Here is a 26,111-nt window from a genome sequence, read left to right on the forward strand (position 1 = left end):
ATATAGGGAGGGTAGTAAACAGAGATTTCGACAAAAACGCACCGATTTATCTGAATTTTAAGTTTTATAAAAGGAGAGAAATGGAATGAGAAGAAAAGCCCCATTTAAAGTGTTGTCATCATTAGCAATTGCAGCAATTATCGGATGCACATCTGTAATGAGTGCGCCGTTAGCATATGCAGAAACGCCAGCAAAAGAGAAAGAGAATGTGTCTACAACGCCAATTGATTACAATTTAATTCAAGAAGATCGTTTAGCGGAAGCTTTGAAAGAAAGAGGAACAATTAATCCAGCATCTTCTAAAGAAGAGACGAAAAAGGCTGTCGAGCAATATATTGAAAAGAAACAAGGAGATCAGGCGAACAAAGAAATTCTTCCAGATGCTCACTCACAAGAAACGTCTGATTTCACAAAAAAAGTAAAAGAGAAAAAGATGGAAGAAAAGGAAAATGTAAAAAAGACTGAAAAAAATATTAATCTTGAGCAAAAGCCAGAACCAAATAAAAAGCAATTGAATGGGCAAGTTCCAACTTCAAAAGCAAAGCAAGCTCCATATAAAGGATCTGTTCGATCAGATAAAGTATTAGTGCTACTCGTTGAATTTAGTGATTATAAACATAATAATATTGATCAAACACCAGGTTATATGTATTCGAAAGACTTTAGTAGAGAACATTATCAAAAGATGTTGTTCGGTAAGGAGCCTTATACATTATTTGATGGTTCAAAAGTAAAAACGTTTAAACAATACTATGAAGAGCAGTCTGGTGGTAGTTATACGACAGACGGATATGTAACGGAGTGGCTAACAGTTCCAGGAAAAGCATCTGATTATGGAGCTGATGGTAGCAGTGGTCACGATAATAAAGGTCCGAAAGGTGCACGTGATTTAGTGAAAGAAGCTTTGCATGCAGCTGCTGAGAAAGGACTAGATTTATCTCAGTTTGATCAATTTGATAGATATGATACAAACGGGGATGGGAATCAAAATGAACCTGACGGTGTAATTGATCATTTAATGGTAATCCATGCTGGTGTTGGTCAAGAAGCAGGTGGTGGTAAATTAGGTGATGATGCGATCTGGTCACATCGTTCAAAATTAGCAGTAGATCCAGTAGCGATTGAAGGTACAAAATCAAAGGTAGATTACTTTGGTGGAAAAGTAGCAGCACATGATTACACAATTGAACCAGAAGATGGAGCTGTAGGTGTGTTTGCGCATGAATTTGGACATGATCTTGGATTACCAGATGAATATGACACGAAATATACTGGAAATGGTTCACCTGTCGAAGCTTGGTCATTAATGAGTGGAGGTAGTTGGACAGGAAAAGTCGCAGGAACGGAGCCGACAAGTTTTTCACCACAAAATAAAGACTTCTTACAAAAGAATATGGGTGGCAACTGGGCAAGAATATTAGAAGTAGATTACGATAAAATTAAGAGTGGTGTGGGAGTTCCTACCTATATTGATCAAAGTGTTACGAAATCAAATCGTCCAGGCGTTGTACGTGTTAACTTACCAGGTAAAAGTGTTGAAACGATTAAACCGGAGTTTGGAAAGCATGCATATTATAGTACAAGAGGCGATGATATGCATACAACGTTAGAGACACCATTCTTTGATTTAACAAAAGGAACAAATGCAACATTCAATTATAAAGCAAATTATGAGTTAGAAGCAGAGTGCGATTTCGTCGAAGTACATGCAGTAACAGAAGATGGAACGAAAACATTAATTGATAGGCTTGGAGAAAAAGTAGTCCAAGGAGATAAAGATACAACAGATGGGAAATGGATTGATAAATCATATGATTTAAGTCAATTTAAAGGGAAAAAAGTGAAACTACAATTCGACTATATTACAGATCCGGCTGTAACATATAAAGGTTTTGCGATGGATAATGTGAATGCAACTGTTGATGGACAAGTTGTATTTTCTGATGATGCAGAAGGACAGTCTAAAATGAATTTAAATGGTTTTGTTGTTTCTGATGGGACAGAGAAGAAAGCTCATTATTACTACTTAGAATGGAGAAACTATGCGGGATCAGATAATGGATTAAAAGCAGGAAAAGGTCCAGTGTATAATACAGGTCTTGTCGTTTGGTATGCAGATGATAGCTTTAAAGATAACTGGGTTGGGGTGCATCCAGGTGAAGGATTCCTTGGGGTTGTAGATTCTCATCCAGAAGCACTTGTTGGTAATTTGAACGGGAAACCAGCGTACGGTAATACGGGCATGCAAATTGCAGACGCTGCATTTTCATTTGATCAAACACCAGCATGGAGTGTAAATTCGTTAACACGTGGACAATTTAATTATAATGGATTACAAGGTGTTACAACATTTGATGATTCAAAAGTATATAGTAATAAACAAATTGCAGACGCAGGAAGAAAAGTTCCGAATCTTGGACTTAAATTCCAAGTTGTTGGACAGGCAGAGGATAAATCAGCAGGCGCTGTTTGGATTAAACGTTAATAACAGAAAAGCACATTCTTCATATGAAGAATGTGCTTTTGAATTTGTACATTAAGTTATTATTTTAGCTTATGTAATACAAGTGTCTGTTCATATGTAGTGTATCAAATTATGTAGGGAAAGGAAATATTTCCGAGGAAATTGTCGAAGTATCGTTGGTATTGATACACTTTTTTTGTAAAAGAAGAAATGTAGTATTGTCTTTACAGTTTAATTTATTTACATTGTTACTTGGCTATACACAAAAGTAATATATTCGGCAATAAAAGAGCGCTATTGGATAGTGCTCTTTTTTATGAATAGAAAGGAGTGAGTTAAATGAAAGAAGTAATTGAATGTCCACAGTGTGAAGGGAATATTACTGCGCAACATATTATGGATCTCCCGCATCCTTTTTCATTCAGGTGTCCACATTGTAAGGTGAAATTAAAAGAAATGAGGATCACACCATGTTTAATATTAGTGGCAATTTGTATCATTCCACTATTTATTATGATTGGAGAGAGTATTAAGGAATTACTAGTAAAATATTTTTCTATTATAGACGGTGTACCAACTGTACTTATTTTCTTCTTATTTTGTTATCCATTGTATTATCTCTATGAAAAATATAATGCCATATTGTTTATTAAATACGGCTTGTTGAAAGTTAAAAGTTGAATTGAATAGGAGATTGTCATTATGCTTTGGAAAATATATTTAGTTATTGTAGCAATGTTAGCTATTATTTCGTTAGTAAGGGGTATGTTTCAAACACCAATTCAAAAGTTTGACTTTGTAGTATCTATTATTACGTGGATAGGGCTCTTTGGTTTTGTATTTGATATACAAATATTAACCCCAATCGTTTGGAAATGTATCTTCGTGTTTAGTATTATTTGGACTTTAACTGCAGTTTTTGTTTTTCGTTTATATGAAGAGCGAGATGAGCCGTTACCTTTTATATTTAAAGTAATTGGAATTATTCCAACGCTTCCATTATATTATGGATTATATCAATATGCATTTTAAAAAAGACAACGATGGATTATCCCATCATTGTCTTTTTTACTTTGCTTCTTACATAAATCATCCCAGCAAATGTTAATAAAAATGCTGTCCCGATAATGAAGCTAGCGCTAGGTGATGCTCCGATTGCGCCGACTGTAAAGGAGCCAGCAACAACTCCTAATGAGAAGAAGGCATAAAATAATCCGAATGCCTTTCCGCGATTATCGTCTGTAGTATTTTCAACGAGTAAAGCGTTAATAGACGGGAAGAGGATCGCGAATCCAATTCCATAAATCATCATTACGATAAAGAGCATACCTTTTGTAGCAAATAATCCGAGTAAAGATAATGCGAATGCCATAACTGCAATTCCGATTAGCATTAGTTTCGAACGATTAAATCGATCGTAAATACGATTTGTTGGAAGCAAGAAGAAGAGGATAGCAGTTATACCGAATACACTTAACATCATGCCTGTTGTAGATGCTTTAAGCGCTAATGCCTCAACTTTTACTGGTAACATATAAGTGACAATTCCTTGTGAAAACATTAATGTGAAAGCACCAATATATGCTTGTAATAACGGTTCTGATTTTAAAAGTTCAACCATATCTTCTTTGTTCATCATTTGCGTTCTTGATGTATCTTTTCTTGATACGTTATTTGGTAAGAAGAATAGAGATACGATTGTACCAAGAGCCATTAAAATAGAAATAGTAATGAAGACCCATTCTACGCCAGCTGTTGCTTTCATAATACCGCTGAAAGCAGGTCCGACGATTGCCGCTGTTCCAACAGCAGCACCAGATAGAGCCATTGCTTTTCCTTGTTTTTTTGCATTTGTTTGTTTTGATAAAAATGTAAAGGCAGCAGGAATTAAAAAGCCATCACTAAATCCATGCATAAAGCGAACAACTAATAGTTGTTCACCACTTTGAACAACGGTGTATAACAAGACTATGAAACTCGTAATTCCCATGCTTATATAAAGGATTTTTTTTGCACCAAATTTATCGACAGCGGCTCCAGCAATAATATTACCGATCATATTAGCGAATGAGTACATACCGACAACTAGCCCGATAATAAGAGGAGTTCCTCCAAGGCTTTGAGCGAAAGTACTCATAATAGGTAATTGTGAAAATGTATCTAAAAATGCCACGATAACGATAAAGTAAATAAAATATTTCAAGCGATATTCACCTCTCCTATGCTATTATGGCACAATGCTAATTTCACCTGCAATGAAATTGAATTAACAGATGTGGAAAAAAGTACAAAGTGACAAAATATTGAACGTTATTTGTAAAAAATTAGTGGGAATGTGATTGTTTTTTTGAAATATATGGATAGAAGTATTATAATAGAATTGTAAACTTCACCAGGTTAAGTATATACATAGAGAGGGATGTATAAAATGAAAGCACTACTTTGGCATAATCAACGTGATGTACGAGTAGAAGAAGTACCAGAACCAACAGTAAAACCAGGAACAGTGAAAATCAAAGTTAAATGGTGTGGTATTTGTGGGACAGACTTGCATGAATATTTAGCAGGGCCTATTTTTATTCCAACAGAAGAACATCCATTAACACATGTGAAAGCACCTGTTATTTTAGGTCATGAGTTTAGTGGTGAGGTAATAGAGATTGGTGAAGGAGTTACATCTCATAAAGTGGGAGACCGCGTTGTTGTAGAACCAATTTATTCTTGTGGTAAATGTGAAGCTTGTAAACATGGACATTACAATGTTTGTGAACAACTTGTTTTCCACGGTCTTGGCGGAGAAGGCGGCGGTTTCTCTGAATATACAGTAGTACCAGAAGATATGGTTCATCACATTCCTGATGAAATGACGTATGAACAAGGTGCGCTTGTAGAACCAGCAGCAGTAGCAGTTCATGCAGTACGTCAAAGTAAATTAAAAGAAGGGGAAGCTGTAGCGGTATTTGGTTGCGGTCCAATTGGACTTCTTGTTATCCAAGCAGCTAAAGCAGCAGGAGCAACTCCTGTTATTGCAGTTGAACTTTCTAAAGAACGTCAAGAGTTAGCGAAATTAGCAGGTGCGGATTATGTATTAAATCCAGCAACTCAAGATGTGTTAGCTGAGATTCGTAACTTAACAAATGGTTTAGGTGTAAATGTTAGCTTTGAAGTAACAGGTGTTGAAGTTGTACTACGTCAAGCGATTGAAAGTACAAGCTTCGAAGGACAAACTGTAATTGTTAGTGTATGGGAAAAAGACGCAACAATTACTCCAAATAACTTAGTATTAAAAGAAAAAGAAGTTATTGGTATTTTAGGATACCGTCACATTTTCCCAGCTGTTATTAAATTGATTAGCTCTGGTCAAATTCAAGCAGAGAAATTAATTACGAAAAAAATTACAGTGGATCAAGTTGTTGAAGAAGGATTTGAAGCACTTGTAAAAGATAAAACACAAGTGAAAATTCTTGTTTCACCTAAATAAGATAGAATCGAAAAGAGTAGCCCTTTTCTAGAAATAGAAGAGGGCTACTTTTTTTCTATACTGAAAGGTGATAGACTTTCCTTTGACTAAATGTATTTTTGTTTGGAAGGGAGAATCTAATGCTTTCATTTTTGTTAACTTTAAAGCGAATGTTAAGAGCTTGTTTACGAGCGTGGAAAGATAAAGAATTTCAAGTATTATTCATATTAACAATTTTGACTTTAATATCGGGTACGATTTTTTATAGTACAGTTGAAGGGTTACGTCCTATTGACGCTTTATATTTTAGTGTGGTCACGTTGACGACTGTCGGTGATGGGAATTTTAGTCCGCAAACTGATTTCGGAAAGATATTTACAATCTTATACATATTTATTGGGATTGGATTAGTGTTTGGATTTATTCATAAGTTAGCAGTTAATGTACAATTGCCAAGTATATTATCGAATAGAAAAAAAGAGTAAAGCATGTGGGTGCTTTACTCTTTTTTTACATTAGTTTAGACAAGCCTTAATAATAGTTTATTAAAATGAAAGTGTATTCATTCATTATATTCACTGTGTATAAAGTTATAATGATATGAACATTTGCATATTTTAATTTAGTGATAGAAATTTCGTGAAAGGTGGGATATTCTAGTCATAGGTTAACCGGACGACATCATAGGATCCTAACAAAATGTTTACAATAATTCAATTATAAAATGGAGGATTTTATATGAAAAAGAAAGTACTTGCTTTAGCGGCAGCTATTACATTAGTTGCTCCATTACAAAGTGTTGCATTTGCTCATGAAAATGATGGGGGACAGAGATTTGGAGTTATTCCGCGCTGGTCTGCTGAAGATAAACATAAAGAAGGCGTGAATTCTCATTTATGGATTGTAAACCGTGCAGTTGATATTATGTCTCGTAATACAACACTTGTAAAACAAGAGCGAGTTGCACTATTAAATGAATGGCGTACTGAGTTAGAGAACGGTATTTATGCTGCTGACTATGAAAATCCTTATTATGATAATAGCACATTTGCTTCACATTTCTATGATCCTGACAATGGGAAAACTTATATTCCGTATGCAAAGCAGGCAAAGGAAACTGGAGCTAAATATTTTAAATTAGCTGGTGAGTCTTACAAAAATAAAGATATGAAACAAGCATTCTTCTATTTAGGATTATCTCTTCATTATTTAGGGGATGTAAACCAACCGATGCATGCGGCAAACTTTACGAACCTTTCGTATCCACAAGGATTCCATTCTAAATATGAAAACTTTGTAGATACGATAAAAGATAATTATAAAGTAACGGATGGAAATGGATATTGGAACTGGAAAGGTACGAATCCAGAAGATTGGATTCATGGAGCGGCAGTAGTTGCGAAACAAGATTACGCTGGCATTGTAAATGATAATACGAAAGATTGGTTCGTGAGAGCTGCTGTATCACAAGAATATGCAGATAAATGGCGCGCTGAAGTTACACCAATGACAGGTAAGCGTTTAATGGATGCACAACGTGTTACTGCTGGATACATTCAGCTTTGGTTTGATACGTACGGAAATCGTTAAGTATTTGAAAAAGGTCAAATCTCAGAATAGAGTATTTGGCCTTTTTATCACTATACAATACATGGAGGTATGAAACGTGAAAGGTAAATTGCTAAAAGGTGTACTTAGCTTAGGGGTTGGTTTAGGAGCTTTATATAGCGGAACGTCAGCTCAAGCAGAAGCATCTACAAATCAAAATGATACATTAAAAGTGATGACGCATAATGTATATATGCTATCAACAAACTTATATCCGAACTGGGGACAAAATGAGCGTGCTGATTTAATCGGGGCGGCAGATTATATAAAGAATCAAGATGTTGTTATATTAAATGAAGTGTTTGATAATAGTGCTTCAGATCGTTTATTAGGGAATTTGAAGAAAGAATATCCAAATCAAACAGCAGTATTAGGTCGTAGTAGTGGAAGCGAATGGGATAAAACGTTAGGAAACTATTCATCTTCAACTCCTGAAGATGGTGGCGTTGCGATTGTGAGCAAATGGCCAATCGCTGAAAAGATTCAATATGTATTTGCAAAAGGATGCGGGCCAGATAATTTATCGAATAAAGGATTTGTATACACGAAAATTAAGAAAAATGATCGTTTCGTTCACGTGATTGGGACGCATTTGCAGGCTGAAGATAGTATGTGCGGAAAAACTTCACCAGCATCTGTACGTACGAACCAATTAAAAGAAATTCAAGATTTTATTAAAAATAAAAATATACCAAATAATGAGTATGTGTTAATTGGTGGTGATATGAACGTAAATAAAATAAATGCAGAGAACAATAATGATTCAGAGTATGCATCTATGTTTAAAACATTGAACGCTTCTGTACCATCTTATACTGGACATACAGCGACTTGGGATGCAACGACAAACAGTATTGCAAAATATAATTTCCCTGATAGCCCTGCCGAATATTTAGATTATATTATTGCAAGCAAAGACCATGCGAACCCATCGTATATAGCGAATAAGGTGTTACAGCCGAAATCTCCACAATGGACTGTTACATCGTGGTTCCAAAAATATACGTATAATGATTACTCTGATCATTATCCAGTAGAGGCGACTATTTCTATGAAGTAGTTTCAAAAAGTTTCTTCGTAAAGAAGAAACTTTTTTTATTTGCAAACAGGAAAATCATACTTTCTTTCCAATATGTATAAGACATATTGAGAAGAGGAGAGAAAAATGTGGATCGAGGAATTTTTAAAGAAGTTCCATTACCGTGTGCATTTTTGGATGAAGTGGCTTTAGATAGAAACATTCAATCGATTATAGAGTTAAGTGGAAATAAGAAGATTCGTATAGCGAGTAAATCGTTACGTTCTGTTCCAATTATGCAAAAGATTTTAGCTGCAAATGATCGATTTCAAGGTATTATGTGCTTTTCACCTAGAGAGATTTTATTTTTAATAGAACAAGGATTTAATGATTTATTGCTCGGATATCCTGCTTATGATGAAAGAGCTTTGTATGAAATTAGTTTGCTAACAAAGAAAGGTTTCATTATAACTTGTATGGTGGATTGTGAAGAGCATATTGTGTATTTAGAAAAAATTGCTGAGAAATCTAAAGGATGTTTTCGTGTTTGTTTGGATATTGATATGAGTAGTCGTTTTTTTCAATTTCATTTTGGTGTACAAAGATCCCCGGTAAAAAATGTGCAGGATGCGTTGAAAGTAGTAGAAAAGGTGAGAAGGTCATCATATTTAATGTTAGATGGTGTGATGGGTTATGAAGCTCAAATTGCTGGGGTGGGCGATCATATACCGAATCAATGGCTGAAAAGTAAAGTGATTTCGTATTTAAAGAAGAAATCAGTGTTAGAAGTTAAAGAAAGAAGAGAACATATTGTAAAAGCAATACAAAACCTTGGTATTGAGCTAAGGTTTGTAAATGGAGGGGGAACAGGAAGCATAAAAACAACCGAGAAAGATAATTCAGTTTCAGAGATTACAGTAGGTTCTGCTTTTTATTCTCCGAAGCTGTTTGATTATTATAAAGAGGTGAAATTTCATCCAGCGGTCGGATTTGCCTTACCAGTTGTGCGTAAACCAGCCCCGTTTATTTACACTTGCCTAGGTGGTGGATATATTGCTTCAGGAGCAGTTGGAAAAGATAAAGAGCCTGAAGTTTGGAGACCGAAGGGTGCAAAACTATTAGCTTTAGAAGGTGCTGGCGAGGTACAAACGCCAATTTTTTATAACGGCGAGGAACGAGTGGATATAGGAGAGTCCATTTTGTTTCGTCATAGTAAGGCTGGCGAGTTATGTGAACGCTTTCCTTTTTTGTATCGTGTTAAAAAAGGAGAGATTGTTGGGGAGTATTCAACATATCGGGGGGATGGCCAATGCTTTCTATAAAGGGGAAAAAGTGGAGGAATTGGACAGGGAATGTAGAAGGAACGCCGCATTATACGATGTATCCAGAAAGTATACAAGATGTAGTAGAAGTTGTGGATCTTGCACGAAAAAAGGGGAAGAAAATTCGTGTTGTCGGTTCAGGACACTCGTTTACCCCCCTTGTGCAAACGGAAGAAGTTTTAGTTTCTTTAGATGAATTGAAGGGCATTGTGAATATTGATGCAGAGAAGATGGTTGCTGAAGTATGGGCAGGAACAAAGTTACATGATTTAGGGAAGTTACTTGAGGAAAAAGGTTATGCGCAAGAAAATTTAGGGGATATTGATTCACAATCTATTGCAGGAGCGATTAGTACGGGGACTCATGGAACGGGTATTACCTTTGGGAGTTTATCAACACAAGTTATAGAGATTACGGCAGTTTTGTCTAATGGTGAGAGTATAGTTTGTTCGGAAGCTGAGAACGTAGAATATTGGAGAGCGTTTCAGTTGTCACTTGGAATGTTAGGTATCATTGTAAAGATAAAATTGAAGGTTATTCCAGCGTATGCACTCGTTTATGAAAGTGAAAAACAGTCATTATCTACTGTAATGAACAAACTAGAAGAATATAAGAAGAATCGTCATTTTGAATTTTTCGTTTTTCCTTATTCTGATGAAGTACAAGTGAAATTTACGAACGAAACAACGAATACAGGCAGTGATTTGAAATGGCATAAACTAAAGGTTGAGTTACTTGAAAATAGGATGTTCTCTTTGCTATCTCAAGGGTGTAAATGGTTTCCTTCTATAAGTAAAGGAGTGAGTCGATTATCAGCTAAGGCTGTACCAAACACAAAAATAATTGGCCCGAGCTATGAAGTATTTGCTACATCACGTACGGTACCATTTTATGAAATGGAGTATAGTATTCCCTCAAAGTATATGAGGGCGGTTGTAGAAGAAATCTCAAATCTTATTGAAAAGAAAAAGTATAAGGTGCACTTCCCAATCGAATGCCGCTATGTGAAAGGTGATGATATATGGCTTAGTCCAGCCTATGGAAGAGATTCAGCGTATATCGCTGTTCATATGTATAAAGGTATGAAATATGCTGCTTACTTTGGCGAAGTGGAAAAAATTTTTCTGAAGTATGAAGGGCGTCCGCATTGGGGGAAAATGCATACATTATCATATGAGCAATTACAAGATATATATCCAGAGTTTCATTCGTTTTTACAGGTGAGGAAATCTCTAGATGAACTTGGAATGTTTTTTAATCCTTATGCAGAAAATTTATTTATCCCGCTATTTGCCGGGCAGTAAGACCCCCACTGATTAAAGTTTCACATTATGTATATGAAAAAGCTGACAAATAATTATTTGTCAGCTTTTTTTAGTGTAATTGCATTTCTTGTATGACTAATATGTTCATAAAATAGTAGTTTATCACGGCTAAATACATGTAGTAAAACATGAATAATGAATAGGCCGTTAATGATAAATAGGAATAACAATGTAACGAGTAATACTAAAGGTTCTGTATGATTTAACATAGAGCTACTAGAAAGAATGTAATTGATTCCGCCTAACGCAAAATAAAATATACCGTAGCGAATAAATAGTTCTTTTAATGTAATACGATCTGATTTTCCTTTCAGGTGAATGCGAAGCAATGCTTTCCCAATTGTTTTTCCATTCGTAAAGTATGGAATAATAATAAAGTAAATAAGGATTGAACACGTAATGAAAATGAGTTCATACATATTGGTGTAAGATTGCATATTAGAAACGAAGAAAGAATTTCCTTTGTTTTTAATGACAGGTACAACGATAGATAAGAAAATCCAATCAATTTGCATTGCGATAAGGCGACGAATGAATCCGACTGGTTTCGTTTCCAAATCAATATAACTATCTAACTCATTTGTCTTCGGAAGGAAGTACGTAAATATTGGTGCAATGATAAAACCAATTACGCCACCTAATGTATTTAAAAACAAATCATCGATATCAAATAATCGGTATGCACAATTGTATATACCGTATAATCCAGTCACTTGTGTTAGCTCGAAAAATAGTGAAAGGAAAAAGGAAATGCAAATTGTTTGTAAGAAACTACGTCGGAAATAATAACGTAAGTAAATACCGAATGGAACAGTCAATAGAACATTAAATGCAACTTGTAAAAACGCAGACTCTTTTAATAAGTAGAAATAAGTAGCTGGTTTCGTTAAAACTGCCGATGTATGACTACTAATCTCTTGTATGAAATAAAATGGTGAGAGTTGCATGTGTTGTGTATTAGCCGGTTGTAGGCTACAAGTATCAAACGTTTGTGGTAACGGCAAAATAACAAGAAAATAGGCATTTAATAAGTAAAGTAATAATGAGTATAAAATAAATGAGCGCCATTTATTTAAATAACCGTATTTTCGATAATTAAATATTAAAAAAGGGATTAAAAGAAACATTGCTAAAAAGGGAAATAAAATAAATGCTGTTTTTACTGGAAATAAATATGCAGTCAAAGTAAAACTCCTTTCAATGAAAATTCGTTTATCATTATAGCGCTAAAAATATTTAAATACAAAGTTAAAATCTTTCGAAATAGAAATAATTACTAATTTTATAGGAATTAAGTTATAATAAATTTAATATGAGGATATTATGATTATATAAGTTGAGAGAGGGTACAAGAGATGCGATATGAACTTTTTTCTGTAAGTGGGGATCATATTACGACTTTTGAAAGTGCATGGCGTTTTCAGGAGGGAGAACAGATTTTTGTTCATGATGATCAAACAAAAAGAAACTTTATTATTATTCGTCTGACGCATGATGTATTTCAACAAAATAAACATGTTATTCGTTTGTATTGTCAAGAAAAGAAGGTGTATGCATAAGAGAAGCCCTCTTACAGTATGAAAAGTAAGAGGGCTCTTTATCCCGCTATTTGTGGGAAGCACGATTGGTGAGGATTAAAGTTTCGCTTTATCATTTTGCCCTTCGTAAGGAATAAAAAGAGAAGGGTTAATGTACATAGGTAGCATTTGATTTGGAAGAAAGGATATAGCCTTGTATTTTGCGCTTCAAAGTTACATTTCTTTCTCTTTGAGAAAGCCATGTACGGTAATCTTGTTGTGTTTTCCATAACATACGAATCATATATTCTGCCTTATCATTTGTACGATGAACATGTGAAAACTCTATGTTAATACAACCGTTCGTTCCGGGAGAAGGATAATATTGTTTAAGCCCATAAAGTAGCTCACTTTCATATCCGTACTTAATGTGAATGAGTTTAGTAACAATAAACATATAAACACCTCTTTTACGATAATAGTAGGAAAGATAGCTTTACTATAATAGTGAATTTAAATATTATTATACTATTCAGAAAATTCAAAGTAAATGATAGATTTTAACTTAATAAAGGTATAAAAAAGCGAGTCATCTAGTGTAATAGAATGACTCGCTTTCAATTTGTAAGTTTCATTTTATAAGAAAATAAGAGTAAGTACACCTACGATAATACAATAGAAAGAGAAATATTTTAAATTTCCTTTTGCCATAATGTTCATAAACCATTTTAGTGAAATATACGTCATGATAAATGTTGCGATGAATGCAACAACATATGGCACGAATAATGTGTCTAGATTTGGATCATTTGCAATGTCTGTAATGCTTAACAATAAGCCACCTAAGCTAACAGGAATGTATAGTAAGAATGAAAAGCGAAGAGCTGTTTCTTGCTTCATACCAAGTAACATTGCTGCTACGATTGTGGCACCAGATCGGCTTATTCCGGGAATCAGTGCGCAAGCTTGTGCTAATCCGACGATGATTGCATCTTTCATAGAAAGGTCGCCATCATTTTTACGACCGCGTAAATTTCTAATAATCCAAAGGCCGACAGCAGTAATAAGAAGGGAAATCCCAACCATCTTCACACCTTTTAAGTACTGATCAATGTAATCTTTAAATAAAACACCAATAACACCTGCTGGAATGGTTGCAATAACAAGATAAATAATAAAGAAGAAATCTGATTTTGCGTCTTCTGCTCTTGTAAATATATAAGAGAGACCATTCTTCGTTAGACGAATTAAATCATTTCTATAAATAAGTAATACAGCTAATAATGAAGCTGAATTAACAAGTAGTTCGAAGCTAAACCCTTCTATTTTTAGTCCTAGCAAATGTTGTGCTAAAACGAGGTGACCACTTGAAGAAATCGGAATTGGTTCTGTTAGTCCTTGGAACAGACCGAGAATTAAATATTTTAAAACGTAGTAAAATTGTTCCATAATAACCTCCTTGTTTATTAGTTGAAAGAAACAACTTTTCCATTATAACAAAGATATGGATGAATATTGAAAAGAAATAAATATTCGAAATAAAATAAAAATCCCTTATAGCAGTATAAGGGATTTTTATTTTTAATCAAGAATTTACTGTTCCTTGAAGACTTTTAGACAATTGAACATCGACTTTTTCAGCATCATGAATATGATTCATAATAGTAGTATTTAATTTTTGGAACATGTGTTGTGTGTTAGCGAATTCTCGTAATATGTCATCATTACAAGATTTTTGGTTTTCAATAGCCTTAATAACATTTGTAGCACCATTTTGTAACGTTTGAATCATAACTAAAATATTTTCAATTCTAGCGTTTGTATCGGCGCTCATTTCTACACCTTCATCGACTAAATGTAAATTATCTTTTGTGTTATCGTATGCTTTTTCAATTTCTTCTTGAATTTTTTTCGTTAAGTTGCCGATGTTTTTTGTACTTTCTGCTGTACTTTCTGCTAGTTTTCTTACTTCATTGGCAACGACAGCGAATCCTTTACCGTGCTCTCCAGCACGCGCGGCTTCAATACTCGCATTTAAAGCAAGTAAATTTGTTTGTGCTGCAATGTTTTGAATGACTTCTACAATTTGCTCGATTTCCTTTGAGCGTTCGCTTAGATGATTCATACTATTAGACGTGCGTTGGGATTGTTCACCTAATTTATTAATTACAATAAGTAAGCGGTGAACGGATTCTTTTCCTTCATTAGAGCAGTCAATAATTTCTGCAATAGACTGAATTAAGCTTTGTTCCTTTTGTAACATTTCATTATTTAACTCGTTGGAATGTGTCGTACGTGTTGAAACATTCTCGAAACATGAGCTTAATTGTTGAACTAAATTTTGGAGTGTATTGTGTTGGTTATTTACAAGTTGATGCTCTTGGACAACGCTTTGTACACGATCGTGGATAGTAGAAATAGTCTCTTGTTTTTCAATATCTTTTTGTTTTAATTCTGCTTCTAATTCTTGTATACGCTCTTCTAATTGAGCAATTGTATGTTGGAGTGATTTCTTTTGAGTAAACATGTATTTATTTCAACCGCCTTCGAAAGTTATATTTTCTCTATATTTGGATTTTAGCATCTTTTGTATTTTTTAAATATAGGAATTGTTAAATATTTAAGAATCTATTACATTTTATTCATAATTCTCTTTTTTTCGTCACGAAAAATAAACTGTATTTAATCGTTTTGTAAACAAACTGTAAAATAAATCATGTATAACTGTATAAGAAGGGAGTCGGATTATGAACTATTTTAAGCGAATCAGTAGTCTAGTATTAGCAGGAATTATCGGTCTTTCTAGTACAGTCGCTGTAAAAGCAGAGTCAAACGACGAGAAACTTAACAACATGCAACAGCAATTGCAACAAAACGATGCAGAAATGCAAAAGAAAGAGCAAGAGAAGCAAGCTGTTAGTAAAGAAATTAAAGGTATCGAAAACGAACTACATAATTTAAATAATACAATTGCAAAAAATAAAGAGGATCAAGCTGCTATTCAACGTAAAATTGATGAAACACATAAGCAGATTGAACAAAAAAAGGAAGAAATTATCGTTTTAGAGGATAAAGTCCTTGCTCGTAAAGATATTATGAGAAAACGTATGGTTTCTGTTCAAAACAGTTCAAATACAAGTTTAGTAGTAGAAGTTGTAGTAGAGTCAAAAAACTTTGCAGACTTCTTACAACGTATGAACGCAGTTTCTACTATTCTAGAAGCTGATAAAGAAATTTTACGTCTACAAGAACAAGATCTTCGTCAAATTGAAGAGGACAAGAAAACAATTGACGAAAAAGAAGCATCTTTAGTAGTAGACAAACAAAAATTAGCAAAAGCGCAAGCTGAACTGCAAGATAACTTGAAGAAACGTCAAGATAACTTACAAACAGTTCAAGCTAAATATAATGAGGTTGCAAGTCAACTTAATTTAGCAGCGGAAGAGAAAGCTAAAATTGAATCAAATATGAAGGCAGTACAAGAAACGATTGCTCGTGAGCAAGAAGCAGCAAGAATCGCAGCGGAAGAGCGTGCAAAAGCAGAAGCGGCTGCAAAAGCAGAGCAAGAAGCCTTAGCGAAAGCACAAGCAGAAATTGCTGAAAAGCAAAAGCAAGAAAAAGCTAGTAAACCGGCAGAACCAGTTGCTAATAATAATTCGAAGGTAGAACCTGCACAACCTTCTAAGCCAACTGCTGGTGGGAAAGAAATTTATGTAGAAGCTACAGCTTATACAGCTGATCCAGCGGAAAATGGTTATGCGTCAGGTCAACAAGTATTTTCTGCATGGGGACCAGGTGGTAAAGGTTATAATCTAACTGCAAACCCAGGAATGAAATTAATTGCTGTAGATCCAAGTGTTATTCCATTAGGCAAAACTGTAAATGTTGAAGGTTATGGAGTCGCAATTGCAGCAGATACTGGTGGAGCGATTAAAGGTAACAGAATTGATGTGTTAATGCCTGATAAAGGGTCTTCTAGTCAATGGGGAAGAAAAATCGTTAAAGTTACAATTTTAAACTAAAACGTAATCCAACTTTACAATACGTAGAGTTGGATTTTTTTATAATAATAATGTTAAGTTGAGTTTACATTTTGTTAAGGATAGCATACAATAATGGTGAGAGGTGGTAAATTTGACCATTTTAAACAGGGTAAAAGAATTAAGAGCTCGTTTTAATTTTTCACAAAGTGTATTAGCAGAAAAGGTTGGAGTGACGAGACAAACAATTGCTGCAATTGAAAAAGGGGATTACGTTCCTTCATTGTTACTAGCATTGACGATTTGTGATGTATTCCAGTTAAAGATGGAAGACGTGTTTGTTTTAAATAAGGAGGGGGAAGAGGATGAATAGAATTGGTTTTTCTTATATTATAAATGTACTCTATACTGCACTAGCATGCTGGACATTTGTTGAATTTTATAGTGTTATTACAGAGTTAGCAGATATATTTAAAAACGAGAATTTCCCGTTTGAAGTAGCGGTTAATGGAGTACCATTTATTTTATTATTTATTGGAGCTATTATAGTTACAATTTTTTATAGAATTCAAAAGAAAAAATATAAGAATTTATCTTTTTGGATGTATCCATTATTATTTCCACTAGAAGATGAACGTGAAAAAGCGATTACGGATAAAGCTTGTCGAACAACATTTGTATCGTTATGGTTTGTGTTACCTTGTGCAGTTGGATTTTTAACTTTTTCGCCTATTATTAATGAATATCTTCCTGGATACCCATTATATATTCTATTTTCTATTTTCTTTATTCAAATGACAGTATTTCACGTATCACTATACAGAAATAAATTAGCTTAAAAAGAAACCTTCTTGCACCGGCAAAAAGGTTTCTTTTCAGCTAATACTTGTACATATAGCGATATTATTTTATCATTTTATATAGAGTAAGATTTTGTAAGGGAAAGGAATTGTATATGAATAAGCAAAGAATTTATAGTATAGTAGCAATCCTTCTATTTGTTGTAGGTGGCGTGTTAATTGGAAAGCCATTTTATGATGGATATCAGGCTGAAAAGAAACAGACTGAAAATGTGCAGGCTGTTCAAAAGATGGATTATGAAAAGCATGAGACGGAATTTGTAGATGCTTCCAAAATTAATCAACCAGACTTGGCGGAAGTAGCGAATGCATCATTAGATAAGAAACAAGTAATCGGTCGTATTTCGATTCCAAGTGTTTCAGTAGAACTGCCTGTTTTAAAAGCTTCTACTGAAAAAAACTTATTATCAGGTGCAGCGACAGTAAAAGAGAATCAAGTTATGGGAAAAGGAAATTACGCACTAGCAGGACATAACATGTCTAAAAAAGGTGTTTTATTTAGTGATATAGCTTCTTTGAAAAAAGGCGATAAAATTTATTTGTATGACAATGAAAATGAATATGAGTATGCGGTTACTGGTGTATCTGAAGTAACTCCTGATAAGTGGGAAGTTGTAGAGGATCATGGGAAAGATGAGATAACGCTTATTACATGTGTATCTGTAAAGGATAATTCTAAGCGTTATGTTGTTGCTGGTGATTTAGTAGGAACGAAGGCGAAGAAGTAAAAAAGAAGGTGAACTCTTTAAAGAGTTCACCTTCTTTTTTACTAATGTTGAGAAATAATAGATTATTTTGGTTGGTATTTAAGCATTCTTCTATTTATGTATAATAAAGTTGGAATTCTATATTTTGGGAGGAACAAGAGTGAGACAACAGGTGAAGAAACTTCTTTTAACAACGAGTATAGCGTTATTGGTAGCTCCGATTTCAGCTTATGCGCATCCAGGGCGTACAGATGCTAATGGCGGACATACGTGTCGTACAAATTGTGAGAAATGGGGATTACAGTACGGGGAATATCATTATCACAATAAACCAGCCTCTAGTAGTGGTGCAACGAGCCCAGCTCCTAGCCAGAATAATAATAGTGCTGTAGAAGCTGAGAGACAAGCAGAAGCACAGCGCAATACTGAGGCTGAAAAACACCGTGCTGCAGAAGCACAGCGTAACGCTGAGGCTGAAAAACAACGTAATGCAGAAGCACAGCGTAAAGCTGAAGAAGAGAGACAACGTGTAGCCGAGGAACAAAGAAAAGCTGAAGAGGCACGTAAACAAGAGGAAGCGCAGCGCCAAGCTGATATGGAAAAAGGTCAACTTGAAGGTCAAAAGAATGGAGAAACTGATTTTAAAGCAGGAAAAAATGATGCAGAAGTGCATGTAGCTGGAAAATCTGATGCATATAAACAAGCGTTTAAAGCGACTTATGCAGCCGCATGGTCTTTAGAAGAGCAGAAGAAAACGCATTTTGAAAAAGGAAAAGAACAAGGTTTAGCACAAGAGACGATGGACGATAGTCAAGTTGCTGCAGAGTTTAAGGTAAACTTTGTAGACGGGTTCAAAGTAGGGAATAAAGAAAGAACAGAAAAAATTGAAAAAGAGCAAGCTGAATTAGGAGAAAAGACAGGGAAAGAACTAGCCGAAAAGAATCCTGGAAATAGAGAGAAAGAAGTATACGTGAAGGCATATGAAACAGCGTATGAAAAAGGCTATAAGTCTACAAAAAAGGCAGTAGAAAAAGCTGGCTATAAGTATGCATTTGAAAACTATGATTTAAAAGTTCCTGCTAAGTATGAAAGAAATGAATTGTTAAAGAAATGGTTTACTGAAGGATTTAAATCGAATAAAAAAGCAGCGGAAATTCGAGAAGAAGGGTATAAAAAGGGAGACAGCTGGTTCTCATTCTTCTATAAGAGTTTCGTACCAAGTGAATATAAAGAACATAAAGAGCTGTACGAACAAGCAATAGAAAAAGGTAAAACAGCATAAAAAAAGATGAGGAGAAATTCCTCATCTTTTTTAATCCATCCATTTCACTAATTTCTTAGAAATTAATAATAAAACACAACCTAATACAATTGCCACAGCGCCAATAACTGTGAATACTTCAGCGTATCCAAGTGAAGTTGTGAAGCTTGCAAGTTGTCCGCCTAAAATGTTGGCGATACCTGAACTTGCTAGCCATACACCCATTAGTAAAGATGCTAATTTTACCGGAGCAAGCGCACTAACCATTGATAGTCCGACAGGTGATAAGAATAGCTCACCTAACGTATGGAAAAGATACGTAAAGACGATAAATAGTAAGTTTGCTTTTTCTGTAATGTTATGTTCATCACTACCTGTTTTTAATGTAGCGATAACGAGAATGATATAACCGATACCGAGCAAGATCATCCCAAGTCCCATTTTAGTTGGGATTTTTAAATCACCGCGCTTGCGAGTTGCAAGTTTTGCCCATAATGCAGAAATGACTGGAGCAAGCAAAATAATAAATAATGGATTGACCGATTGGAACCAAGATGTTGGAACTTCCCATCCGAACACAGAGCGGTCTACAAATTTGTTTGTATATAATGTTAATGAGCTACCAGCTTGTTCAAAGCCAGCCCAGAAGAAGACAACGAAGCATGTTAAAATGACGATAACTGCGGTACGTTGTTTTTCTTTTTTTGTTAATGGTGTATCTCCTACTGATGGTTGTCCAGCAGCTGTTTGTAAATCGCGAGTTGGTTTTTTACCGATATTACCAAGGAAGCGATTTGATAGTGTTGTAAATAAAATTTGTCCAATAATCATTCCGATTGAAGCGGCTAAGAAACCGTAACGGAATCCGTAATGTACAACGCCATCAACTGTTGTTTTGAATAAATTTTCTGATAAAAATCCGCAAACGAGTGGAGCTAAAAATGACCCGACGTTAATACCCATATAGAAAATGGTAAATGCACTATCACGTTTTGGATCGTTCTCTTCGTATAATTCCCCAACCAGTGTAGAGATGTTCGGTTTGAAGAATCCGTTACCGATAATAATAAGCGCTAATCCGAGGTATAGGCCTAATTGGTTTTGCAAGGCAAATAGTGTAAGGTTACCGATTGCCATTGTTATACCACCAATTGTGATCGCTTTTCGTCTACCTAGAAAACGATCTGTTAAGTATCCACCAATCATTGGTGTGAAATAACAGGCTCCAGTGTAAAATCCGTAAATAGAGAGTGCCCATGCGGGACTAAACCCAAGACCACCGCTTACTAAAGCTGTCGTTAAATATAATGTTAATAATCCTCGTAATCCATAGTAACTAAATCTTTCCCACATTTCTGTAAAGAAGAGTAAGTATAAACCTGGAGGATGTTTCTTTTTTCTTTGTTGTTCTTTTTCTAGTTGTATCGTTGATTCCATTTTATTTTCCTCCTGACACAAACAAAAACAAAGTTAATAATTTTGTACATTTAATATTTTACCTTATTAACTATTATAAGTCAATAAAGGTTGATTTTTCAGAAGAAATTGGAAAAGGGGGATATCTATAGAAGGGGTGTTTCTTTTGTGATAGACTATGGACTATGTTTTCTTTGTAAGGAAGCGGGTTATTGTGCTTTTTTTATATGTGGAATTGATTTCATAAGAGATGAAATTAAAGAAGGAGAAAGAAATGAAATTGTTACAGAAAAAAGAAATTTTACTTATTAGTCTTATGTTATTTTCGATGTTCTTTGGAGCAGGGAATCTTATATTCCCACCTTTTCTTGGATATGAAGCAGGAGAACATGTGTGGATTTCATTAGTAGGATTTATTATATCAGCAACAGGTCTTCCTATATTAGGTGTTATTTCTATTGCGAAAGCAGGAAGTTTTCAAACGTTAGCGGGTAGAGTTCATTCTTCATTTGCAATTATTTTTCCATGTATCGTGTATGTATTTATTGGACCTGGGCTTGGTATACCACGTGCGGGAAGTTTAGCTTTTGAAATGGGGCCAGGTCAGTTATTCCCTGAAGCAGGAAGCGGAGTATTATTGTTTTACACAGTTATTTTCTTTAGTATTGTTTACTGGTTAAGTTTATCACCATCTAAGTTAATGGGTTTGTTTGGGAAAGTTTTAACACCATTATTATTATGTATGATTGCCATTATTTTTATAAAAAGTATGTTTACATCAGTAGGTGGCGTGAAAGAGGCTGCGGGGAATTATGGACAAGCTCCTATGTTTCAAGGATTTTTAGATGGATATTTAACAATGGACGCGTTAGCTGCTTTAATTTTTGGAATTGTGATTGCAAATGCATTACGTGCAAAAGGTATTGAAGATGATAAAGGTTTAGCGAAATATATGAGTATTGCTGGAATCGGGGCGGGCCTATTATTATCGATTATTTATGTCATCCTTGGATATGTGGGGTCAATTAGTGGTTCATTAGGAACATTTGATAACGGTGCGAAAGTGTTAGCACAAGTGATGACCACATTATTTGGACAGGGCGGAGTCGTTTTATTGGGTCTTATTTTTACTATCGCGTGTTTATGTGTTTCAATTGGACTTGTTACGTCTTGTAGTCAATTTTTTGCAAGTGCATTTCCGAAAGTATCTTATAAAGTTTGGGCATTTATAGTAAGCGTTGTTAGTATGATCTTAGCTAATTTAGGATTAACGCAAATTTTAAAAGTGTCAGTACCAATTCTTGGATTTATTTATCCGATTGCATTAACACTTATTATTCTAGGTTTATTCCATAAGTATATGGGAAAGTATGCATACGTATATGCAGTGACCGTTGGGGTTGTAGCGATATTTAGTGCAATTGATATTTTAAATAAAAATGTAATGATGAATCAGTGGACGTCAGTATTAAAATATATTCCGTTTTATACAGAAGGTGTTGGGTGGATAGTTCCAGCTATTATAGGCGTGTGTGTTGGTGTCATCGTTAGCATTGCTTTAAATAAGAATAAATGAGTAAAAAGGTGTTTTCCTATTTTGGGAAGGCACCTTTCTTTTTTTGGAAAAAATACTATTGAAAATGAATAGACTAAGAGTATGATAAAGATAATTGGTAATATATAGGTTCAATGAAAAGTTACGAATGAGGGGGAGCGTATGAAGAAGGATTTGGATAAGAAAATAGAAGCACTCGAAACGGCAATTGAAACGATTCAAGAAGCACTTGCTGAATTAAAAGTGAAGCAAAGGGAAATAGAAGTAGAGAACGCTCAGCAACATGTTAGTAAGGAAAAGAAAGAATATATTGAAACGGTAATGGAGGAAAAGCCAAAAGAAGAAATAGTTACGATAAAAGAGCCTGTGCAAGAACATGAGGTAAAACAAGTAGATATATCAGCTTTTAAACCAGAGCCATTTAATATTATTAAGTTTTGTCAAACGTGGTTACCGCGTGTATTTGTCGGTATTATGTTGCTTGGAGTGATCTGGTTATTTAAAGCAGGGGTAGATGCTGGTTTATTAACACCAGCGATACGAATTGTGTTTGGTATCGCATTATCTATCGGGTTGTATTATATAGGAGATATTCAAATTAAAAGAGAGAGACAGGCGTTAGGATTAGTATTGGCTGGAGGAAGTATTACCGGGATTGTTCTAACAACGTTTGCAGCACATTATTTATACGGATTTATTCCGGCGAGTGTTGCGTTTCTCTGTAATATTGCATGGGTTATTTTAGGAATTTATTTAGCGAAAAGATATCAATCGGAATATCTCACTATTTTCGTAGCGGTCGGAGCGTTCTTCGTACCATTCTTGTTAAATAGTACGACTCCTAATCCTTATATTTTCTTTGGATATGAGACAGTGTTAACACTTAGTTTATTATGGTATGCGTTGAAAAATCGTTATAAATACTTATATATGATTTCTTACGCTGTTGCGGCCATTGTTCTTTTTGTCTTCTTTGCTGTTATGTCAATATTAGTAGAGAACTTGCAAATACAGTTAACGATTGTATATGGTTTGATTCATTTACTATTATTTTGGCATATGTTTACGGAGAGAAGTTTTATACTAGAACCACGTTTGGCGATATTTAGTGCGAATGCAGTTTTCTTTATACTAGCTATTGCCAAAATACCTGATTTTACAACATGGGGATTGATTATTAGTGCAATTGTGCATGCTGCTATGTTTGTGCTTGAGTATAGGAAGAATAGACATTCTACATTTACAAATCTCTTATTTGGTTTCTCGATGGGAGCATTTAGTTTAGCGATTTTATATGAGTATAGTTTAGTGAATGCAGCGATCGTACTATTATTACAAGGTTTCCTTGGAATGGTTACTTCTATTAAAGGAAAACAACAGATAAAGTTGTATGTTAGTGCAACGATTTACGCAATTGGAATGATACAGACGATTTTTAGCCCGTTTGATCAATTTATTTCGGCAGGTTTTGTTGCTCATATTATTTTAATAGGAACATTCTATTATTGCATGAGACAAGCGAAAGAAGTGTTAGCGAGTATGGGTAAGTATGTGTACTCTATAGCGCTCTACTGGTTAATGGTCATTGTATTTATTACAATCACTAGAATTGGTGAAGTTCTTTCTACAGATGGAAGTATAATTAGCGTATCTGTATCGTTATTATGGATGATATATGCGTTATTTGCAGTTTGGTTTGGCCGTTATAGACAGATGAATGAAATATTATATGCTGGATTAATCGTATTAGTAGTAACGGTAGGGAAGTTATTCCTACTTGACTTACCAGAGGTATCGATGATGATTAGGGCAGTGTTATTCCTAATCGTCGGTAGTATAGGTATCGTTATTTCAAGAATGTTTTTCTCGAAGGAAGAGAAGTGAGAAGAAGGCAATCCATGTATGGATTGCCTTCTTCATTATTTTTTATTAATCGTTACAGTTTCATTATATTTCGCTGTTGTATTTTGACGTAGACGAAGCGTTGCTTGTCCAGTTGTATTTGAATCAATCTGTACATTTACAACTTTTTCAGCAGAGCCTAAGCTGTTTGTTGTGAAAGAGAATGCACTACTATATCCGAAAGCAGATGGCCAAGTGCCGTTTGTATTTTGAACTTTTGCTACTTGTGTTCCACCAGTAGTGAATATACCTAAAGAATAGTTGTTATAAGTTGTATTAGGTAGTAAGTTATTTACTTGAATCTTCATTTGGAAAATTTCATTGTTTGGTAGAATGCTAGGGTGTGTAACGACGTAGTCGCTTGTTGTTACCGCACCGTTATAACCGTATGAACCTGGTTTAAAAGTATTTGTATTAAACCATTGATAACCTGCATTTGGTGCACTCCAAGGTTCAGGTTGTGGTTCTGTTGATAAGCTTGGCTGTTCAAATGTTTGTAGAGCTGTAGGTGAATCAAGCTGTAAACCATTTACTTGATCTAAACTTGTAAATGTCTCTTTATTCGATAACCAATTTACGATGTTTTCTAATAAAATCGCATCGTTTTCTTCTTTATAACCATCGTAAGTTTTCTTTGTTTGGCCAGAATCTTCACGAACGTACTTTGGTGTAGCATCTTCAACAGGAGAAGAGTCACCAATAAAGGCAGCTTTTCCAAGTCCTACTTTTGCAATTGCAGCATATGGGCCTTCTGCAATACCACCGCCATTATAAACGCCACTATCAACAGCGTTATTCCATTTTGATGGATTTTCTGGAAGGTAAACAAGTCCTTTTGCTAGTTTTGGGTTTGTAATTGCTAGAGTAGAACCAGCATGCATTGCTACAGAAGAGACACCTTTTGTAATTCCGAAAGATTGTTCAGGCGATACAATTGTTTTCGCTGAAACATCACCAAGTGCATTGTAGCGGAAGCGAATACCGAAGTTGTCAGATAGCCAATCAGAGCTTTCTACTCCTTGCATAGCTTGTGAATTTGCTTCTTCATTAGACATTCCTTTTGCTGGATTATCCCAAGCACCGCGTCTATATCCATTAAATACTTCAGAAGAGTCCCAGCGATTTTTATTACGATCCGCATTGTAATGATCGGCAATAAAGAAGATACTACCACCATTTTTTACATATTGTAACATAGCGTCCTGCTCAGATTTTTTGTAAGGAATATTAGCTTCTGGAACGATAAATACATTGTAACCATTTAAGTCTTCGTACGTAATAGGTGTTGATTTACGAAGTTCTTTTACGTGATATCCGTTTTTTGCAATGCCGTTTCCGAAGTCAGAAAAGCCGCCGTCAATAACCCAGTCAGCTGTCCCAGCAGTTTGACCGTGTGTATTATCGAATAATACTTTCTTCCCATTGTTTTGATTTACAACTTTTGCAGCAATTTCAGGAGCTGGGTCTACAGAGCTTTCGGCATAAGTAGACGGTATGAACGAGGTCCCTATACTTAGTGTAATTGCTGTTGCTAAAGAAAATGTAATCCATTTTTTATTCTTCATAGAAGAATCCCCCTAATAATAAATATATGTGCTTTAATAATGTAATTTATTTTTCTGTAAAAATAAAGACGGAAAACATAAAAAATATTAAAAGATTGTAAAAATACCGTGAATTTTGTTGAGAAATATTTATATAGATATAAAAGCACCC

General features: G+C 34.8%; 23 protein-coding genes and 1 pseudogene. 17 read left to right on the top strand and 7 right to left on the bottom strand.

Features of this window, described 5'->3' with window-relative positions; genetic code table 11:
- The first annotated feature begins 85 nt into the window (after nt 1-85).
- The 3 genes from inhA2 to AC241_RS03495 all read left to right on the top strand — a co-directional run bounded on the left by inhA2 (nt 86) and on the right by AC241_RS03495 (nt 3,496).
- The gene (inhA2, locus tag AC241_RS03485; protein WP_029441574.1) at nt 86-2,485 is read left to right on the top strand and encodes a M6 family metalloprotease immune inhibitor InhA2; all 2,400 of its coding nucleotides are present in this window, start codon (nt 86-88) and stop codon (nt 2,483-2,485) included.
- A gap of 318 nt (nt 2,486-2,803) precedes the next feature.
- Nucleotides 2,804-3,145 carry a hypothetical protein gene (locus AC241_RS03490; RefSeq protein ID WP_029441631.1) on the top strand — a complete coding sequence of 114 codons (342 nt, stop codon included), beginning with the start codon at nt 2,804-2,806 and terminating at the stop codon, nt 3,143-3,145.
- A gap of 21 nt (nt 3,146-3,166) precedes the next feature.
- The gene (locus tag AC241_RS03495) at nt 3,167-3,496 is read left to right on the top strand and encodes a hypothetical protein (protein ID WP_050842587.1); all 330 of its coding nucleotides are present in this window, start codon (nt 3,167-3,169) and stop codon (nt 3,494-3,496) included.
- Nucleotides 3,497-3,512: 16 nt separating this feature from the next.
- Here the strand turns inward: AC241_RS03495 and AC241_RS03500 are convergent, their stop codons facing one another.
- On the bottom strand, nt 3,513-4,667 hold the full coding sequence (locus tag AC241_RS03500) for an MFS transporter (RefSeq protein ID WP_043935145.1): 1,155 nt from the start codon (nt 4,665-4,667) through the stop codon (nt 3,513-3,515).
- 225 nt (nt 4,668-4,892) lie between these two features.
- Between AC241_RS03500 and bdhA the strand changes: the two genes are divergently transcribed.
- The 6 genes from bdhA (at nt 4,893) to AC241_RS03530 (ending at nt 11,176) form a co-directional block, all read left to right on the top strand.
- Nucleotides 4,893-5,945 carry a (R,R)-butanediol dehydrogenase gene (gene bdhA, locus AC241_RS03505; protein WP_000645827.1) on the top strand — a complete coding sequence of 351 codons (1,053 nt, stop codon included), beginning with the start codon at nt 4,893-4,895 and terminating at the stop codon, nt 5,943-5,945.
- A gap of 119 nt (nt 5,946-6,064) precedes the next feature.
- Nucleotides 6,065-6,409 carry a potassium channel family protein gene (locus AC241_RS03510; protein WP_000948207.1) on the top strand — a complete coding sequence of 115 codons (345 nt, stop codon included), beginning with the start codon at nt 6,065-6,067 and terminating at the stop codon, nt 6,407-6,409.
- 253 nt (nt 6,410-6,662) lie between these two features.
- Nucleotides 6,663-7,514, top strand: a complete 852-nt coding sequence (gene cerA / locus AC241_RS03515; protein WP_043935143.1) for a phospholipase CerA — start codon at nt 6,663-6,665, stop codon at nt 7,512-7,514.
- A gap of 76 nt (nt 7,515-7,590) precedes the next feature.
- On the top strand, nt 7,591-8,592 hold the full coding sequence (sph, locus tag AC241_RS03520) for a sphingomyelinase C (protein ID WP_043935142.1): 1,002 nt from the start codon (nt 7,591-7,593) through the stop codon (nt 8,590-8,592).
- A gap of 107 nt (nt 8,593-8,699) precedes the next feature.
- Nucleotides 8,700-9,872 (top strand): amino acid deaminase/aldolase, encoded by a 1,173-nt coding sequence (locus tag AC241_RS03525; RefSeq protein WP_043935141.1) that lies wholly within the window; start codon nt 8,700-8,702, stop codon nt 9,870-9,872.
- Nucleotides 9,860-11,176 carry a D-arabinono-1,4-lactone oxidase gene (locus tag AC241_RS03530; RefSeq protein WP_043935140.1) on the top strand — a complete coding sequence of 439 codons (1,317 nt, stop codon included), beginning with the start codon at nt 9,860-9,862 and terminating at the stop codon, nt 11,174-11,176. Before AC241_RS03525 ends, AC241_RS03530 begins: the two co-directional genes overlap by 13 nt.
- A gap of 53 nt (nt 11,177-11,229) precedes the next feature.
- On the opposite strand, the gene AC241_RS03535 is transcribed toward AC241_RS03530, so the two are convergent.
- Nucleotides 11,230-12,381, bottom strand: coding sequence for a VanZ family protein (locus AC241_RS03535; protein WP_043935139.1), 1,152 nt, complete (start codon nt 12,379-12,381; stop codon nt 11,230-11,232).
- A gap of 171 nt (nt 12,382-12,552) precedes the next feature.
- Between AC241_RS03535 and AC241_RS03540 the strand changes: the two genes are divergently transcribed.
- A complete protein-coding gene (locus AC241_RS03540; protein ID WP_001268332.1) occupies nt 12,553-12,756 on the top strand; it encodes a hypothetical protein in 204 nt (67 codons plus the stop codon).
- Nucleotides 12,757-12,883: 127 nt separating this feature from the next.
- On the opposite strand, the gene AC241_RS03545 is transcribed toward AC241_RS03540, so the two are convergent.
- The 3 genes and pseudogenes from AC241_RS03545 to AC241_RS35995 all read right to left on the bottom strand — a co-directional run.
- Nucleotides 12,884-13,171: an antibiotic biosynthesis monooxygenase gene (locus tag AC241_RS03545; RefSeq protein ID WP_016083512.1), complete on the bottom strand. Its 288-nt coding sequence runs from the start codon at nt 13,169-13,171 to the stop codon at nt 12,884-12,886.
- A 179-nt stretch (nt 13,172-13,350) separates the two neighbouring features.
- Nucleotides 13,351-14,163, bottom strand: coding sequence for an undecaprenyl-diphosphate phosphatase (locus AC241_RS03550; RefSeq protein WP_000434794.1), 813 nt, complete (start codon nt 14,161-14,163; stop codon nt 13,351-13,353).
- 136 nt (nt 14,164-14,299) lie between these two features.
- Nucleotides 14,300-14,830 (bottom strand): annotated as a pseudogene (locus AC241_RS35995) (methyl-accepting chemotaxis protein); the annotation flags it as partial.
- Between the two features lie 631 nt (nt 14,831-15,461).
- Here AC241_RS35995 and AC241_RS03560 point away from each other — a divergent pair.
- The 5 genes from AC241_RS03560 to AC241_RS03580 all read left to right on the top strand — a co-directional run bounded on the left by AC241_RS03560 (nt 15,462) and on the right by AC241_RS03580 (nt 19,543).
- On the top strand, nt 15,462-16,736 hold the full coding sequence (locus tag AC241_RS03560) for a 3D domain-containing protein (protein WP_029441638.1): 1,275 nt from the start codon (nt 15,462-15,464) through the stop codon (nt 16,734-16,736).
- A 112-nt stretch (nt 16,737-16,848) separates the two neighbouring features.
- The gene (locus AC241_RS03565; RefSeq protein WP_000154011.1) at nt 16,849-17,067 is read left to right on the top strand and encodes a helix-turn-helix transcriptional regulator; all 219 of its coding nucleotides are present in this window, start codon (nt 16,849-16,851) and stop codon (nt 17,065-17,067) included.
- On the top strand, nt 17,060-17,533 hold the full coding sequence (locus AC241_RS03570) for a DUF2178 domain-containing protein (protein WP_029441639.1): 474 nt from the start codon (nt 17,060-17,062) through the stop codon (nt 17,531-17,533). The genes AC241_RS03565 and AC241_RS03570 overlap by 8 nt, the downstream gene beginning before the upstream one ends.
- Before the next feature lie 116 nt (nt 17,534-17,649).
- Nucleotides 17,650-18,282, top strand: a complete 633-nt coding sequence (locus tag AC241_RS03575; protein WP_001041724.1) for a class A sortase — start codon at nt 17,650-17,652, stop codon at nt 18,280-18,282.
- Nucleotides 18,283-18,421: 139 nt separating this feature from the next.
- On the top strand, nt 18,422-19,543 hold the full coding sequence (locus AC241_RS03580; protein WP_050842589.1) for a YHYH domain-containing protein: 1,122 nt from the start codon (nt 18,422-18,424) through the stop codon (nt 19,541-19,543).
- A gap of 30 nt (nt 19,544-19,573) precedes the next feature.
- Here the strand turns inward: AC241_RS03580 and AC241_RS03585 are convergent, their stop codons facing one another.
- Nucleotides 19,574-20,959 carry a peptide MFS transporter gene (locus AC241_RS03585; RefSeq protein ID WP_029441641.1) on the bottom strand — a complete coding sequence of 462 codons (1,386 nt, stop codon included), beginning with the start codon at nt 20,957-20,959 and terminating at the stop codon, nt 19,574-19,576.
- A 253-nt stretch (nt 20,960-21,212) separates the two neighbouring features.
- Here AC241_RS03585 and brnQ1 point away from each other — a divergent pair, with 253 nt between their 5' ends.
- Nucleotides 21,213-22,514, top strand: coding sequence for a branched-chain amino acid transport system II carrier protein BrnQ1 (gene brnQ1 / locus AC241_RS03590; RefSeq protein ID WP_016083506.1), 1,302 nt, complete (start codon nt 21,213-21,215; stop codon nt 22,512-22,514).
- A 141-nt stretch (nt 22,515-22,655) separates the two neighbouring features.
- Nucleotides 22,656-24,377 (top strand): DUF2339 domain-containing protein, encoded by a 1,722-nt coding sequence (locus AC241_RS03595; protein WP_050842591.1) that lies wholly within the window; start codon nt 22,656-22,658, stop codon nt 24,375-24,377.
- A 35-nt stretch (nt 24,378-24,412) separates the two neighbouring features.
- On the opposite strand, the gene AC241_RS03600 is transcribed toward AC241_RS03595, so the two are convergent.
- On the bottom strand, nt 24,413-25,960 hold the full coding sequence (locus tag AC241_RS03600) for a DNA-binding protein (protein ID WP_029441643.1): 1,548 nt from the start codon (nt 25,958-25,960) through the stop codon (nt 24,413-24,415).
- Between the last annotated feature and the right edge of the window lie 151 nt (nt 25,961-26,111).

It is taken from the genome of Bacillus thuringiensis (genome assembly GCF_001182785.1).
GTDB lineage: Bacteria > Bacillota > Bacilli > Bacillales > Bacillaceae_G > Bacillus_A > Bacillus_A thuringiensis_S.

Coding starts and splice junctions, on each gene's coding strand:
- inhA2 (WP_029441574.1), top strand. CDS start 86: ATGAGAAGAAAAGCCCCATTTAAAGTGTTGTCATCATTAGCAATTGCA.
- AC241_RS03490 (WP_029441631.1), top strand. CDS start 2,804: ATGAAAGAAGTAATTGAATGTCCACAGTGTGAAGGGAATATTACTGCG.
- AC241_RS03495 (WP_050842587.1), top strand. CDS start 3,167: ATGCTTTGGAAAATATATTTAGTTATTGTAGCAATGTTAGCTATTATT.
- bdhA (WP_000645827.1), top strand. CDS start 4,893: ATGAAAGCACTACTTTGGCATAATCAACGTGATGTACGAGTAGAAGAA.
- AC241_RS03510 (WP_000948207.1), top strand. CDS start 6,065: ATGCTTTCATTTTTGTTAACTTTAAAGCGAATGTTAAGAGCTTGTTTA.
- cerA (WP_043935143.1), top strand. CDS start 6,663: ATGAAAAAGAAAGTACTTGCTTTAGCGGCAGCTATTACATTAGTTGCT.
- AC241_RS03530 (WP_043935140.1), top strand. CDS start 9,860: ATGCTTTCTATAAAGGGGAAAAAGTGGAGGAATTGGACAGGGAATGTA.
- AC241_RS03540 (WP_001268332.1), top strand. CDS start 12,553: ATGCGATATGAACTTTTTTCTGTAAGTGGGGATCATATTACGACTTTT.
- AC241_RS03545 (WP_016083512.1), bottom strand. CDS start 13,171: ATGTTTATTGTTACTAAACTCATTCACATTAAGTACGGATATGAAAGT.
- AC241_RS03550 (WP_000434794.1), bottom strand. CDS start 14,163: ATGGAACAATTTTACTACGTTTTAAAATATTTAATTCTCGGTCTGTTC.
- AC241_RS03560 (WP_029441638.1), top strand. CDS start 15,462: ATGAACTATTTTAAGCGAATCAGTAGTCTAGTATTAGCAGGAATTATC.
- AC241_RS03570 (WP_029441639.1), top strand. CDS start 17,060: ATGAATAGAATTGGTTTTTCTTATATTATAAATGTACTCTATACTGCA.
- AC241_RS03575 (WP_001041724.1), top strand. CDS start 17,650: ATGAATAAGCAAAGAATTTATAGTATAGTAGCAATCCTTCTATTTGTT.
- AC241_RS03585 (WP_029441641.1), bottom strand. CDS start 20,959: ATGGAATCAACGATACAACTAGAAAAAGAACAACAAAGAAAAAAGAAA.
- brnQ1 (WP_016083506.1), top strand. CDS start 21,213: ATGAAATTGTTACAGAAAAAAGAAATTTTACTTATTAGTCTTATGTTA.
- AC241_RS03595 (WP_050842591.1), top strand. CDS start 22,656: ATGAAGAAGGATTTGGATAAGAAAATAGAAGCACTCGAAACGGCAATT.
- AC241_RS03600 (WP_029441643.1), bottom strand. CDS start 25,960: ATGAAGAATAAAAAATGGATTACATTTTCTTTAGCAACAGCAATTACA.